Origin of the sequence: Pulveribacter sp. (assembly GCF_032079985.1) — a bacterium.
In the GTDB taxonomy this organism is placed as follows: domain Bacteria; phylum Pseudomonadota; class Gammaproteobacteria; order Burkholderiales; family Burkholderiaceae_C; genus Melaminivora.
In genome coordinates this window covers 985,132-999,034 of the sequence record NZ_DAMATK010000002.1, presented here as the reverse complement: position 1 = coordinate 999,034, position 13,903 = coordinate 985,132, and the positions used below count along the sequence as shown (strand labels likewise).

14 protein-coding genes are annotated in these 13,903 nt (G+C 68.0%); 12 read left to right on the top strand and 2 right to left on the bottom strand.

Annotated elements, in window-relative coordinates; all coding sequences use genetic code 11:
- Positions 1-20: 20 nt before the first annotated feature.
- Positions 21-506, bottom strand: a complete 486-nt coding sequence (gene bfr, locus RT282_RS10965) for a bacterioferritin (RefSeq protein ID WP_313313914.1) — start codon at positions 504-506, stop codon at positions 21-23.
- Positions 507-601: 95 nt separating this feature from the next.
- Between bfr and lgt the strand changes: the two genes are divergently transcribed.
- From lgt to RT282_RS10945, 4 genes are all read left to right on the top strand, one after another.
- Positions 602-1,411, top strand: coding sequence for a prolipoprotein diacylglyceryl transferase (gene lgt, locus RT282_RS10960; protein ID WP_312302795.1), 810 nt, complete (start codon positions 602-604; stop codon positions 1,409-1,411).
- Positions 1,412-1,511: 100 nt separating this feature from the next.
- Positions 1,512-2,978 (top strand): malonyl-CoA decarboxylase, encoded by a 1,467-nt coding sequence (locus RT282_RS10955; protein WP_313313911.1) that lies wholly within the window; start codon positions 1,512-1,514, stop codon positions 2,976-2,978.
- Between the two features lie 5 nt (positions 2,979-2,983).
- Positions 2,984-3,802, top strand: a complete 819-nt coding sequence (locus RT282_RS10950) for an enoyl-CoA hydratase/isomerase family protein (protein ID WP_409519479.1) — start codon at positions 2,984-2,986, stop codon at positions 3,800-3,802.
- Between the two features lie 41 nt (positions 3,803-3,843).
- Complete coding sequence (locus RT282_RS10945; protein WP_313313909.1) at positions 3,844-5,427, top strand: malonyl-CoA synthase; 1,584 nt, start codon at positions 3,844-3,846, stop codon at positions 5,425-5,427.
- Positions 5,428-5,533: 106 nt separating this feature from the next.
- Here the strand turns inward: RT282_RS10945 and RT282_RS10940 are convergent, their stop codons facing one another.
- On the bottom strand, positions 5,534-5,977 hold the full coding sequence (locus RT282_RS10940; RefSeq protein WP_312302787.1) for a universal stress protein: 444 nt from the start codon (positions 5,975-5,977) through the stop codon (positions 5,534-5,536).
- 125 nt (positions 5,978-6,102) lie between these two features.
- On the opposite strand from RT282_RS10940, the gene RT282_RS10935 reads away from it, so the two are divergent.
- From RT282_RS10935 to RT282_RS10900, 8 genes are all read left to right on the top strand, one after another.
- Positions 6,103-8,502 (top strand): cation-translocating P-type ATPase, encoded by a 2,400-nt coding sequence (locus RT282_RS10935; RefSeq protein WP_313313906.1) that lies wholly within the window; start codon positions 6,103-6,105, stop codon positions 8,500-8,502.
- On the top strand, positions 8,503-8,640 hold the full coding sequence (gene ccoS, locus RT282_RS10930; RefSeq protein WP_152915866.1) for a cbb3-type cytochrome oxidase assembly protein CcoS: 138 nt from the start codon (positions 8,503-8,505) through the stop codon (positions 8,638-8,640). It begins immediately after the preceding gene.
- 64 nt (positions 8,641-8,704) lie between these two features.
- The gene (gene ccoN, locus RT282_RS10925; RefSeq protein ID WP_312302777.1) at positions 8,705-10,144 is read left to right on the top strand and encodes a cytochrome-c oxidase, cbb3-type subunit I; all 1,440 of its coding nucleotides are present in this window, start codon (positions 8,705-8,707) and stop codon (positions 10,142-10,144) included.
- 20 nt (positions 10,145-10,164) lie between these two features.
- On the top strand, positions 10,165-10,791 hold the full coding sequence (ccoO, locus tag RT282_RS10920; protein WP_312302775.1) for a cytochrome-c oxidase, cbb3-type subunit II: 627 nt from the start codon (positions 10,165-10,167) through the stop codon (positions 10,789-10,791).
- A gap of 30 nt (positions 10,792-10,821) precedes the next feature.
- On the top strand, positions 10,822-10,959 hold the full coding sequence (locus tag RT282_RS10915) for a cbb3-type cytochrome oxidase subunit 3 (protein WP_091565382.1): 138 nt from the start codon (positions 10,822-10,824) through the stop codon (positions 10,957-10,959).
- Between the two features lie 33 nt (positions 10,960-10,992).
- Positions 10,993-11,904, top strand: a complete 912-nt coding sequence (gene ccoP / locus RT282_RS10910) for a cytochrome-c oxidase, cbb3-type subunit III (RefSeq protein WP_312759154.1) — start codon at positions 10,993-10,995, stop codon at positions 11,902-11,904.
- Between the two features lie 106 nt (positions 11,905-12,010).
- Complete coding sequence (gene ccoG / locus RT282_RS10905; RefSeq protein WP_312302758.1) at positions 12,011-13,456, top strand: cytochrome c oxidase accessory protein CcoG; 1,446 nt, start codon at positions 12,011-12,013, stop codon at positions 13,454-13,456.
- Between the two features lie 81 nt (positions 13,457-13,537).
- A complete protein-coding gene (locus RT282_RS10900; RefSeq protein WP_313313892.1) occupies positions 13,538-13,834 on the top strand; it encodes a FixH family protein in 297 nt (98 codons plus the stop codon).
- The last annotated feature ends 69 nt before the right edge of the window (positions 13,835-13,903 follow it).

The window sequence follows — 13,903 nt, the reverse complement described above, 5'->3', positions numbered from 1 at the left end:
GGCGGGTGTTTGGGGCTGTTTTAGCTTGGATCGGCGCCTGCGCCCATCTGGCTTTGCAGATAGTTCTGCAAGCCCACCTGCTCGATCAACGAAAGCTGCTTTTCCAGCCAGTAGGCGTGGTCTTCCTCGGTGTCGCGCAGTTGGGCCAGCAGCAGGTCGCGGGTGACGTAGTCGCGCTGGCGTTCGCACAGGGCGATGGCCTCCCTCAGGTTGGCGCGCACGCGGTACTCCGTCTCCAGGTCGATGCGCAGCATGTCCGGCACCGTCTCGCCCGGCGTGAAGGGCTCGGGGCGCATGTCCGGACGGCCCTCCAGCATCAGGATGCGGCGCAGGATGGCGTCGGCGTGCTGCGTTTCCTCCTGCATCTCGTGGTCGATGCGCTCGTACAGGCGCATGAAGCCCTGGTCCTCGTACTGGCGCGAGTGGATGAAGTACTGGTCGCGCGCGGCCAGTTCGCCGCGCAGCAGCGCTACGAGGCAGGCGATGACGTCGGGGTGGCCTTGCATGGTGGGATCTTCTTCTGGAAAAAAGGGCGGAGGTGATGGCCGGAGTATCGCCCGCGCGGCTCGGGGTGCCAATGCGCTGCGTCACAATGCCCGCCATGCTGATGTACCCGCAGATCGACCCCGTGGCCCTGCAGATCGGGCCCCTGGCCATCCACTGGTATGGCCTGACCTACCTGGCCGCCTTTGCCCTGTTCATGCTGCTGGGCACGCTGCGCCTGCGCCACGTGCCCTATGCCGCCCAGGGCTGGACCCGAAAGGACGTGGAGGACATCCTGTTTCTGGGCGTGCTGGGCGTGGTGGTGGGCGGGCGCCTGGGCTACTGCCTGTTCTACAAGCCGGGCTACTACGCGGCGCACCCGCTGGAGATCTTCGCCATCTGGCAGGGCGGCATGAGCTTTCACGGCGGGCTGCTGGGCGTGATCGGCGCCATGCTGTGGTTCGCCCACTCGCGCCGCCGGCCGTGGCTGGAGGTGGCGGACTTCGTCGCCCCCTGCGTGCCCACGGGGCTGGCGGCGGGGCGCATCGGTAACTTCATCAACGGCGAGCTGTGGGGGCGTTTTGCGCCGCCGGACCTGCCCTGGGGCATGGTGTTTCCGCAAAGCGGCTCGATGCTGGCGCGCCACCCCTCGCAGATCTACCAGTTTTTGCTCGAAGGCCTGCTGCTGTTCGTGCTGCTGTGGCTGTATGCCCGCCGCCCGCGCAAGCGCGGCGAGGTGGCCGGCGCCTTCCTGGTGGGCTATGGCGTGCTGCGTTTCACGGCCGAGTATTTCCGCGAGCCCGACGCCTTCCTGGGCCTGCTGGGCCTGGGCCTGTCCATGGGTCAGTGGCTGTGCGTGCCCATGGTGGTCGCCGGCGTGGCGCTGTGGCTGGGCGCGCAGCGCCAGCCCCGGCCGGCGCATATATAGCCAAAATGGCCTCCAGCCCTTGCCAAATAAGCGCTGGCAGCTATGATTTTTGATATTTCAATCGCCATCCATTCCCATCCACCCACCCCTTGAAGGAACGATGACCGCTTCCGCCACCACCCCCGATTCCTCTGCTTCGCCGTCTTCCTCGTCCTCCTGGATCTCGCGCAAGGTCGGCAGCCTGCGGGCGGAAAAGGGTGACAAGCCCGCGCCGCCCGAGCGCAGCACGCACGAGCGCCTGCAGGCCACGCTGCGCCGCGGCAGCGAAGCACTGGCTCCGCGGGCGCTGCGCCGGGTGCTGACGGACCTGCAGGAAGTGGTGGCGCCGCGCGTGAGTGAGATCGAGGCCGGCCGCCGGGCCCAGGCGGTGGCCGACTGGTATGCCGCCGCCGCGCCCGAGGAGCGGCGCGACCTGTGGTTGCTGATGTGCGAGCAGTTCGCCCCTGACGCCTCGCAGGTGCAGTCCGCCCAGCAGCGCTACAGCGAGGCCGCCGGCACGCAGGACGCGCCGCAGGCCGAGGCCCACCTGCGCCGCGCCCTGGTCTCGCCGCGCACGCGGCTGCTTCAGCGCTTTGCCGTGTTCCCGCAAGGCATGCGCTTCCTGGTGGACCTGCGCGCCGAGCTGCTGCCGCAACTCAAGGCCGACCGGCGCCTGCTGCCGCTGGACGCGGAGCTGGAGCAGCTGTTCTCCACCTGGTTCGACGTGGCCTTCCTGCAGCTCAGGCGCCTGTCATGGGATTCGCCCGCGTCGCTGCTGGAAAAGCTCATCAAGTACGAGGCGGTGCACGACATCAAGAGCTGGGCCGACCTGAAGAACCGGCTGGACAGCGACCGGCGCTGCTACGGTTTCTTCCATCCGCGTCTGCCCGATGAACCGCTGATCTTTGTGGAGGTGGCGCTGGTGGACGCCATGTCCGACAGCGTCACGCCGCTGCTGGACGAAGACGCCGCGCCCGCTGATCTGAAGCGCGCCACCACCGCCATCTTCTACTCCATCAGCAACACGCAGGTGGGCCTGCGCGGCGTGAGCTTCGGCGACTCGCTCATCAAGCACGTGGTGGAGACGCTGACCGAGGAATTCCCCCGCCTGCGCACCTTCGCCACGCTCTCGCCCATCCCCGGCTTTCGCTCCTGGCTCGCCAAGCAGGGCGCTGCGCAGCTGGCCCAGCTGCCTGCCAAGGAGCGCGCCGAGCTGGCCCGCGCGCTGCAGGCCCCGGGCGAACCCGAGATCGCCCAGGTGATCGCCGTCGCGGCCGACGGCGGGCTGCAGCTGACGCCGAAGTCGCCGGTGCGCCAGTTCGTCACCCGCTGCGCCGCCCTGTACCTGGGGCGCGAGACGAAGGACGGCCGCCCGCTGGACGCGGTGGCGCGCTTCCACCTGGGCAACGGCGCGCGCGTGGAGCGGCTGAACTGGGCCGGCGACCCGTCGGCCAAGGGCGTGAAGCAGTCCTTCGGCCTGATGGTCAACTACCTGTACGACCTCAAGCGCCTGGACCGCCACCGCGCGCAGCTGGCCGAGGGGCGCATCCCCGTGTCCAGCGAGATCGACGGCCTGTGCAAGGGCTGAGCGGCGTGGCGGGCGACACACGTGTGGCGGCCGTCGCCGCAACCCAGGAGGAGCCGGGCATCCTGCGCGTGGTGCTGCGCCACGACGGCCGGCTGAACGCCATGACCCGCGCCATGTGGCGCCAGTTGCGCACGGTGTTCGAGGACGCGCAGGCGCGCGCCGACCTGCGCTGCGTGCTGATCGAGGGCGAGGGCGGCGCGTTCTGCGCCGGCGGCGACATCTCCGAATACCCCGATTTCCGTTTCGACGCGCAGCAGCTGCGCGACTTTCACGAAGGCGACGTCTGGGGCGGCCTGGGCGCCATGCTGGCCTGCGACGTGCCCATCGTCGCCGCCATCGCCGGCGCCTGCATGGGCGCGGGGGTGGAGATCGCCAGCTGCTGCGACGTGCGCATTGCCGCCGCCGACGCGCGCTTCGGCGCGCCCATCGCGCGCTTGGGCTTTCCCATGGCGCCGCGTGAGGCGGCCCTGGTGGCGGGCGCCGTGGGCGAGACCATCGCCCGGCAGATGCTGCTGGAGGCGGCCACCTTCGGCGCCGAAGAGATGGTGCGCGCCGGCTTCCTGAGCCGCGTGGCGGCGCCGCAGGACGTGCGCGAGCAGGCCCTGGCCAGCGCCCGGCGCATCGCCGCACTGGCTCCGCAGGCGGCCCGCCTGAACAAGCAGACGCTGCGCGCCTGGCGCGAGTCAAAAATGGCTCCAGCGACCGCCAGTCAAGCGGTGGCAGCTATCGAAAAGGTAGCGGCCGACCCTTATGCCTATGCCAGCAGCGCCGAGCACCGCGAGGGCGTCGGCGCCTTTCTGGCCAAGCGCAAGCCCGTTTTCTGATGGATTGTTTGTTTGATCGACTGATTCACCGACCGCCAGCCATGCCGGACACCCTTTCGCCGCCCAGCCAGAACCTGTTTGCCGCCCTGCGCGCCGCCTTTCCTGCCGACCTGGACGCCGTCGCCATCGAGGCCGTGGCGCCCGATGGCCGTCCCCTCGCCTATAGCTGGCGCGACCTGGAGCACGCCAGCGCCCGCATGGCCAACCTGCTGGCCTCGCTGCAGCTGCCGCCGGGCAGCCGCATCGCCGTGCAGGTCGAGAAGTCGGTGGAGGCGCTGGTCCTGTACATGGCCACCCTGCGCGCCGGCCACGTGTACCTGCCGCTGAACACCGCCTACAAGAGCGCCGAGATCGAGTACTTCATCGGCAACGCCGAGCCGGCCGTGGTGGTGTGCACGCCGGGCAACTTCGGCTGGGTCTCGCGCATCGCCTTTGTGGCCGGCACAGGCCACGTCTTCACCCTGGGCGACGACCGCACGGGCAGCCTGCTGGAGCGCGCCGTGCACTTCGGCGACACGCACCTGCCGGTCGCGCGCGCAGCCGACGACGTGGCCGCCATCCTCTACACCAGCGGCACCACCGGCCGCAGCAAGGGTGCCATGCTGACGCACGGCAACCTGCTGTCCAACGCGCTGATGCTCAAGGGCTACTGGGGCTGGAGGACGCCCGAGGAGGGCGGCGACGTGCTGATCCACGCCTTGCCCATTTTCCACGTGCACGGCCTGTTCGTGGCCATCCACGGCGCCCTGATCAACGGCAGCAAGATGATCTGGCTGCCCCGGTTCGAGCCGCGCGCCGTGGTCGAGGCCCTGCCGCGCGCCACCGTCTTCATGGGCGTGCCCACGCTGTACGTGCGCCTGCTGGCCGAAGCCGGCCTGACGCGCGAGGCGGCGCGGCACATGCGCCTGTTCATCTCCGGCTCGGCGCCGCTGCTGATCGAGACCTTCCGCCTGTGGCAGGAGCGCACCGGCCACACCATCCTGGAGCGCTACGGCATGAGCGAGACCATCATGCTGACGTCCAACCCCTACCAGGCCGATGCCCGCTATGAAGGGCGCAACGAGCGCCGCGGCGGCACCGTGGGCTTTCCGCTGCCGGGCGTAGGCCTGCGTGTGGTGGACGAGCAGGGCGCGCCGCTGTCTGCAGGTGAGACCGGCCACATCCAGGTACGCGGGCCCGGCGTGTTCAAGGGCTACTGGCGCATGCCCGAGAAGACGGCCGAGGAGTTCACGGCGGACGGGTGGTTCCGCACCGGCGACGTGGGCCTGCAGGACGCGCAGGGCTACGTCACCATCGTCGGGCGCAGCAAGGACCTGATCATCAGCGGCGGTTACAACGTCTACCCGGCCGAGGTGGAGGGCGCCATCAACGAACTGCCCGGCGTGGCCGAGAGCGCCGTGGTCGGCGTGCCGCACCCGGACTTCGGCGAGGTGGGCGTGGCCGTCGTCGTGCCGCGCCCCGGCGCGCAGCCGCAGGCCGATGCCATCCTGGAGGCGCTGAAGACCCAGCTGGCCAACTACAAGGTGCCCAAGCGCTGCTTCATCGCCGCCGAACTGCCGCGCAACGCCATGGGCAAGGTGCAGAAGAACCTGCTGCGCGAGCAGTACCGGGGGCTGTTCGCCTGAACGCCCGCCTGCGGCGGAGAGGAAAAACGGGCTCCCGGGCCCGTTTTGCTATTGAAAGAGGAGCTGCCGGCGCTTGATGGATAAGCGCTGGAGGCCAATTTGACCCTTAACGCAGCACCAGCACCGGAATGTGCGAGTGCGTCAGTACGTGCTGCGTCTCGCTGCCCAGCAGCAGCCGCTTGATGCCCTTGCGCCCGTGTGAGGCCATGACGATCAGGTCGCAGTCGTGCTTCTTGGCGGCGGCGATCACCGCCTCGGCGATCAGGTCGGACTTGACCACCACCGGCTTGACGATCACGCCATCGGCCTTCGCGCGGGTCTTGATGGCCGTCACCATGGCCAGCGCCGCCTCGCTCCACTGCGCCTCCACGCGCTTGATCTCGGCCGGGTCGACCGCGGCGCCGCCCTCGAAGTAGCTGCGCGGGTAGCGCGGCACGACTTTCAGGGCCACCGCCGAGGCGCCGCACAGGCGGGCCAGCTCCAGACCGCTTTGCACGGCTTTTTCGGACAGTTCGGATCCGTCGGTGGCAATCAGGATGCGCTGGTACATGGAGTGGCTCCTCGTTTGTGGGTGATTGATTTGGCCTTGGTGTGCTTCGAGCATAGGATGGCTGGCCCCTGCAATCTTGATTCAAGTCAATGAGCCTGTCACGCGAGGCGGGTAATCTTTGCCTCATGTCAATTCCCTCATCCGGCCCGTATGCAGACGCTGGAGCGTCCGCCGTGGCCGATGCCGCGCCCGAACCGCAGGCCCTGGCCCTGCTGGACGATCCGCAGGAGTGGTCCGCCTTCGGCCGCCCGCACGGCGCAGGCGCAGCCGGCGCCGCGCCGCAGGACACGGCCTGGGAGTCGCACGTGGTGCTGGGCGGCATGCACTGCGCCGCCTGCGCGCTGACCATCGAGGAAGCGCTGCGCCGCGTGCCCGGCGTGTTGGAGGCCGACGTCAGCGCCGCCACCTGCCGCGCCCGCGTGGTCTGGCAGCCGGGCCAGGTGCTGCCTTCCGACTGGATGCGGGCCGTGGGTCGCGCCGGGTACCAGGCCATGCCGGCCATGGATGCGCTGGCGCGCGAGCACCGCGTGCGCGAGCACCGCCGCGCCCTGTGGCGCTGGCTGGTGGCCGGCTTTTGCATGATGCAGGTCATGATGTACGCCTGGCCCGCCTACCAGGCCATGCCCGGCGACCTGAGCATGGAGATGGAGCAGCTGCTGCGCTGGGCCTCCTGGGTCATCAGCCTGCCGGTGGTGCTGTTCGCCTGCGGGCCGTTCTTCTCCAGCGCGCTGCGCGACATCCGCCAGCGCCGCGTCAGCATGGACCTGCCGGTGGCTGCGGGCATGCTGATCACCTTCGTCGTCAGCATGCTGGGCACCTTCGACCCGACCGGGCCGTTCGGGCACGAGGTGTACTACGACTCGCTGACCATGTTCGTGTTCTTCCTGCTCACCGGCCGCTGGCTGGAGCTGCGCCTGCGCGATCGCACCGCCGGCGCTCTGGAGGCAGTGATGAACCGCCTGCCCGACAGCGTGGAGCGGCTGGACGGGGAGAAGGGTGGCTTCACCCGCGTGGCCACGCGGCGCCTGCGGGTGGGCGACGTGGTGCGCGTGCTGCCGGGCGAGGCCTTCCCGGCCGACGGCTGCATCGTCGCCGGCAGCACCCAGGCCGACGAGGCGCTGCTGACGGGCGAATCCACCGCCGTGGACAAGCCCCAGGGTGCGGCCGTGACGGCCGGCAGCTACAACCTGCGCGCCGCCGTGCAGGTGCGCGTGCAGTCGCTGGGCGAGGACACGCGCTTCGGCCAGATCGTCGCGCTGATGGAAAGCGCCTCGCTGCAAAAGCCGCGCCTGGCGCAGCTGGCCGATCGCATCGCCCGGCCGTTCCTCATCGGCGTGCTGCTGGCGGCCGCTCTGGCCGCCGCCTGGTGGTGGCCCACCGACCCCAGCCACGCACTGATGGTGGCCGTGGCCGTGCTGGTCGTCACGTGCCCCTGCGCGCTGTCGCTGGCCACGCCAGTGGCCATGCTCACCGCCGCCGGCACCCTGGCGCGCCGTGGCGTGCTGGTACGCAACCTGCAGGCGCTGGAGACGCTGGCGGGTGTAGACACGGTGGTGTTCGACAAGACCGGCACGCTGACGCGCGACGGCCTGTCCTTGCAGGAGGCGCACGTGGCGACGCAGGCCGGCCTGGCGCGCGACGACGTGCTAGGCCTGGCGGCGTTGCTGGCGCGCCATTCGCTGCACCCGGTCTCGCGCGCCGTGGCGGCCGCGGGTGGCGCTGACCTGACCGGTTGGTCGCTGGGCGAGGTGCAGGAGATCGGCGGCGCCGGCCTCGTCGCCGCCGTGCAGGGGCCGCTGGCCGGCACGCTGCGCCTGGGCTCGCCCGCGCATGCGCGCCTGGCCCCGCAGGGAGAGGGCCAGCAGGCCGCGCTGTCGCTGCAGCGTGGCGAAGAAGTGATCGAGCTGGCGCGCTTTGCCTTCGCGGAGGAGCTGCGCCCCGAGGCCGTGGCCGTGGTTCGGCAGCTGCAGCAGGCCGGCGTGGCGGTGCAGCTGCTGTCGGGCGACCGCGGCGGCGCCGTGCAGCGCGTGGCCGCCCGTGCGGGCATCGACACCGCCCAGGGCGACTGCACGCCTCAGGACAAGCTGGAACGCCTGCGAGCGCTGCAGCAGGCCGGCCACCGCGTGGCCATGGTGGGCGACGGGTTGAACGACGGCCCGGTGCTGGCCGGCGCTCACGTGTCGTTTGCCTTCGGGCGGGCCGTGCCCCTGGCCCAGTCAAAGTCCGATCTCGTGGTTATGGGCGACAATCTTGGCTTGGTCGCCCAGACCCTGACGCTGTCGCGCCGCACCTTGCGCATCGTGCGCCAGAACCTGTGGTGGGCGGCCGGCTACAACGCCCTGGGCGTGCCACTGGCCATTGCCGGGCTCATGCCGCCCTGGCTGGCCGGCTTGGGCATGGCACTCAGCTCGCTGCTGGTGGTGGCCAATGCCGCCCGCCTGGCCCGCGATCAAGGCAATGCCCGCGCCCTCGCAATACCCTCTGACGCGCCGCAGCCGGCGCCCATTCCGTTGGAGATGGCCTGAATGGACATTCTTTACCTCCTGATCCCGCTGTCCGTCGTGCTGGTGCTGTTTGTACTGGCCGGGCTGTGGTGGGCCGTGTATCGCGGCCAGTTCGAGAACGTGGAGCAGGAAGGTGAACGCATATTGAGGGATGGTTGACCCGGGTCAAATCCCATACCAGCTGTCTGGTTAACACTTTTGCCGCAATTACAAGAGGTCTCCGATGGAAACTGCAAATACGAAAGTAGCGCATTACGACGACACCGTCGTGCGCCAATTCACGATCATGTCGGTCGTGTGGGGGGTGGTCGGCATGCTGGTGGGGGTGTTCATCGCCGCCCAGCTGACCTGGCCTGAACTGAACTTCGGCATCCCGTGGCTGAGCTACGGACGCCTGCGACCGCTGCACACCAACGCGGTCATCTTCGCCTTCGGCGGCTGCGGCCTCTTCGCCACCAGCTACTGGGTGGTGCAGCGCACCTGCCAAACCCGGCTGTTCCTGCCCAAGCTGGCCGCCTTCACCTTCTGGGGCTGGCAGCTGGTCATCGTGGCCGCCGCCATCAGCCTGCCTCTGGGCTACACCTCGGGCAAGGAATACGCCGAGCTGGAGTGGCCCATCGACATCCTGATCGCCGCCGTGTGGGTGTCCTATGCCATCGTGTTCTTCGGCACCATCGGCACGCGCAAGGTCCGGCACATCTACGTGGCCAACTGGTTCTTCGGCGCCTTCATCATCGCCGTGGCCCTGCTGCACATCGTCAACAGCGCCGCCATCCCGGCCGGCTTCATGAAGAGCTACTCGGCCTACGCCGGTGTGCAGGACGCCATGGTGCAGTGGTGGTACGGCCATAACGCGGTGGGCTTTTACCTGACCACGGGCTTCCTGGGCATGATGTACTACTTCATCCCCAAGCAGGCCGGCCGCCCGGTGTACAGCTACCGCTTGTCCATCGTGCACTTCTGGGCGCTGATCTTCACCTATATGTGGGCCGGCCCGCACCACCTGCACTACACCGCGCTGCCCGACTGGACGCAGTCCGTGGGCATGGTGTTCTCGCTGATCCTGCTGGCGCCCAGCTGGGGCGGGATGATCAACGGCATCATGACCCTGTCGGGTGCCTGGCACAAGCTGCGCGACGACCCCATCCTGCGCTTCCTGATCGTGTCGCTGTCGTTCTACGGCATGTCCACGTTCGAGGGCCCGATGATGTCCATCAAGACCGTCAACGCCCTGAGCCACTACACCGACTGGACGGTGGGCCACGTGCACGCCGGCGCCCTGGGCTGGGTCGGCCTGATCACCATGGGTTCGCTCTACTACCTGGTGCCGCGCCTGTTCGGCAAGGAGAAGATGCACTCCATCAAGGCCATCGAGCTGCACTTCTGGCTGGCCACCATCGGCATCGTGCTGTACATCGCCGCCATGTGGATCGCTGGCGTGATGCAGGGCCTGATGTGGCGCGCGGTGAATGCCGACGGCACGCTGACCTACACCTTCGTCGAGAGCGTGAAGGCCACCTATCCCTTCTACGCCATCCGCTTCGCCGGCGGCGTGCTGTACCTGACCGGCATGTGCATCATGGCCTGGAACGTCTGGGTGACCGCCATCTCGGGCCGCTCCGTCCGCCTGCCCATCCCCGCCGTGAACGCTGCGCACGCCTGAGCGCCGAGGAGCCTTGAACCATGTCCAACACGAATAAAAGCACCGGCTTCACGCACGAGAAGGTCGAGACCAGCAACTTCCTGATGATCGTGCTGATCCTCATCGTGGTCGCCATCGGCGGCCTGGTGGAGATCGTGCCGCTGTTCTTCCAGAAGTCCACGACCGAGGCCGTGCAGGGCCTCAAGCCCTACACCGCGCTGCAACTGGCCGGGCGCGACGTCTACGTGCGCGAGGGCTGCTACAACTGCCACTCGCAGATGATCCGCCCCTTCCGCGCCGAGACGCTGCGCTATGGCCACTACTCGGTGGCCGGCGAGTTCGTCTACGACCACCCCTTCCAGTGGGGTTCCAAGCGCACCGGCCCGGACCTGCACCGCGTGGGCGGCAAGTACAGCGACGAGTGGCATCGCATCCACCTGAACAACCCGCGCGACGTGGTGCCCGAGTCCAACATGCCGGCCTACCCCTGGCTGGAAAAGAACCTGGTGGACGCCGAGGCCATGCCGCGCCACATGAAGGCGCTGCGTACCGTGGGCGTGCCCTACAGCGACGACGAGATCGCCAAGGCGAGCGCCGACGTCAAGGGCAAGACCGAGATGGACGCCGTCGTGGCCTACCTGCAGGTGCTGGGCCGCGCGCTGCGCTGAAGCCAGCGAAGCAACAAAGGAAAGCAAGTCATGGACATCACCACCATGCGCATCGTGGCCACGCTGGCTTCGCTCGCGTGCTTCCTGGGCATCTGGTTCTGGGCCTGGCGGCGCAGCAACCAGAGCCGCTTCGACGAGGCGGCGCAGCTGCCCTTCGCCGAGGACTGAGGGACTCGGCAAACACAACAAGAGAGATAACCCATGAGCGATTTCACCAGTAATTTCTGGTCCCTCTATGTGGCCGGCATCACGATTGCCGGCGTCGTCGGCTGCGGCCTGCTGCTGTGGCTGACCTCGCGCAAGAAGATCGAGTCGGCGGCCGACAACACCACCGGACACGTCTGGGACGAAGACCTGACGGAGATGAACAACCCCATGCCGCGCTGGTGGATGTGGCTGTTCGTGCTGACGCTGGTCTTCGGCGCCGGCTACCTGATCGCCTATCCCGGCCTGGGCACCTATAAGGGCCAGCTGGGCTGGACGCAGCTGGACGAGTACCGCGCGGAAGTCAGCAAGGCACAGACCGAGCTGGAGCCCATCTACGCCCGCTTTGCCAGCATGAAGACCGAGGAGCTGGCCGGCGACCCGGCCGCCATGGCAATCGGTGACCGCCTGTTCATGAACAACTGTGCCCAGTGCCACGGCTCCGACGCACGCGGCAGCAAGGGCTTTCCCAACCTGACGGACGGTGACTGGCTGCACGGCGGCACCACTGACAACATCCACCAGACCATCAAGGACGGGCGCGTGGGCGTCATGCCGCCGATGGCTGCCGCCGTGGGTTCGTCCGAGGACGTGCGCAATGTGGCCCACTATGTGCTGAGTCTGTCGGGCAGCCCGCACGACTCGCTGAAGGCGTCGCTGGGCAAGTCCAAGTTCACGGCCTGCGCCGCCTGCCACGGCATGGACGGCAAGGGCAACCCGGCCCTGGGCGCGCCCAACCTGACCGACGACATCTGGCTGCACGGCTGGGGCGAAGCCGCCATCGTGAATATCATCAACAACGGCAAAACCAATGAAATGCCGGCGCAGAAGGACAAGCTGACTGATGCGCAGATCAACGTGCTGACGGCCTACGTCTGGGGCCTGTCCAACAAGGCCGCCGCCCGCTGACGGCCTGCCGCCAGGCCGGCGCACCCGCTGTGGCGGGGCGCCGGCCCTTTTTCGTTTCCGCAAGCCAGGGAACTGACGCCCTGCTTGCCCTGCAGAGATAGCGTCCATGAAGCCAGACGACGGCCAACCCCGCAAGAAGATCATTCCCATCGTGCCTGCCGCGCAGGACAGCTCGCAGGGCGAGATGATCTCGCTGTACGAGGCGCAAAAGAAGATCTATCCGCGCTCCATCAGCGGGCTGTTCGCGCGCTGGCGCTGGGCCATGGTGTATCTCACGCAGCTGGTCTTTTACGGCCTGCCGTGGCTGCAGTGGGGCGAGCGGCAGATGGTGCTGTTCGATCTGGGCGCGCGGCGCTTCTACATCTTCGGGCTGGTGCTGTACCCGCAGGATTTCATCTACCTGACGGGCCTGCTCATCATCTCGGCGCTGTCGCTGTTCCTGTTCACGGCGGTGGCAGGGCGGCTGTGGTGCGGCTTTGCCTGCCCGCAGACGGTCTATACCGAGATCTTCATGTGGATCGAGCACAAGATCGAGGGCGACCGCAGCGCCCGCATGCGCCTGGACAACGGCTCCTGGACGTTCGAGAAGATCTGGAAGAAGACGCTCAAGCAGGCCGTGTGGATCGCCGTGTCCTTCTGGACGGGTTTCACCTTCGTAGGCTACTTCGTTCCCATCCGCCAGCTGGGTGGCGAGCTGATGGCGCTGCAAGGCTCCTGGCAGCTGTTCTGGGTGGTGTTCTACGGCTTCGCCACCTACGGTAATGCCGGCTTCCTGCGCGAGCAGGTGTGCAAGTACATGTGTCCCTACGCGCGTTTCCAGAGCGCGATGTTCGACAAGGACACCATGGTCGTGACCTACGACCCCGAGCGCGGCGAGCCGCGCGGGCCGCGCAATAAGAACATCGATCACAAGGAAAAGGGCCTGGGCGACTGCATCGACTGCACGCTGTGCGTGCAGGTCTGCCCCACGGGGATCGACATCCGCAACGGCCTGCAGTACGAGTGCATCGGCTGCGGCTTGTGTGTGGACGCGTGCAACACCGTCATGGACAAGATGAAGTACCCGCGCGGGCTGATCCGGTTCTCCACGCAAAACGGCGTGGCCAATCACTGGACCCAGTCGCAGATGATCAAGCGGGTGTTCCGTCCCCGCGTGCTGCTGTACAGCGGCGTGCTGGTGGCGCTGTGCCTGGGCATGCTGGCCAGCCTAGTGGTGCGCACGCCCTTCAAGGTCGACATCGTGCGCGACCGCGCGGCGCTGTCGCGCATCGTGGCCGGGGGCAAGCTGGAGAACGTCTACCGGCTGCAGATCATGAACGCCACCGAAAAACCGCAGCACTACACCATCGGCGCGCGCGGGCTGGAGGGGTTGGAGCTGGCCTCCGAGCCGCAGGTGGAGATCGACGCGGCCGACTCGCGCTGGGTGTCTGTGCGCCTGCACATCCCTTACGGCTCGGCGCAGCCGGGCTCGCACACCGTGTACTTCGACATCCGCGCCGAGGAAACCGGCGCCCAGGTCTCGGAGAAATCGGCCTTCCTCGTGCCGCGCTGATGACGCGGCCTCTGGGGCGGCCGTGCGCCGCCCCGGCCCTTGCGGCCCCGCTGCCGGGGCCTGAAAAAACTTCGAGAAATCATGTCCATCTCTTCGTCTCCCTCCGCCGCGCCCGAGCAACCCCCACAGTCCAAGCCCTGGTGGAAGTACGGCCACGTCTGGCTGATCATTGCCGGGCCGGCCATCGTCGTCGTGGCCGGTTTTTTCACGCTGTGGCTGGCGGTGCACGACCCCGACCCGGTCATCGCCGAGGACTACTACCAGCGCGGCCTGGACATCAATAAAACCCTGAACAGCGACAACCCCCAGGCCAGCATGCAGCCGGCCGTCAAGGGTCGCAACCACGCTGCCACGCCGGAGAAGGACCAGCCGCGCTGAGCGGGAGCAGGCGGAGGTAAACGCGCCCAGGTCCGACACAACTTCGGGTGAGCCACCTTTGCACGGCAC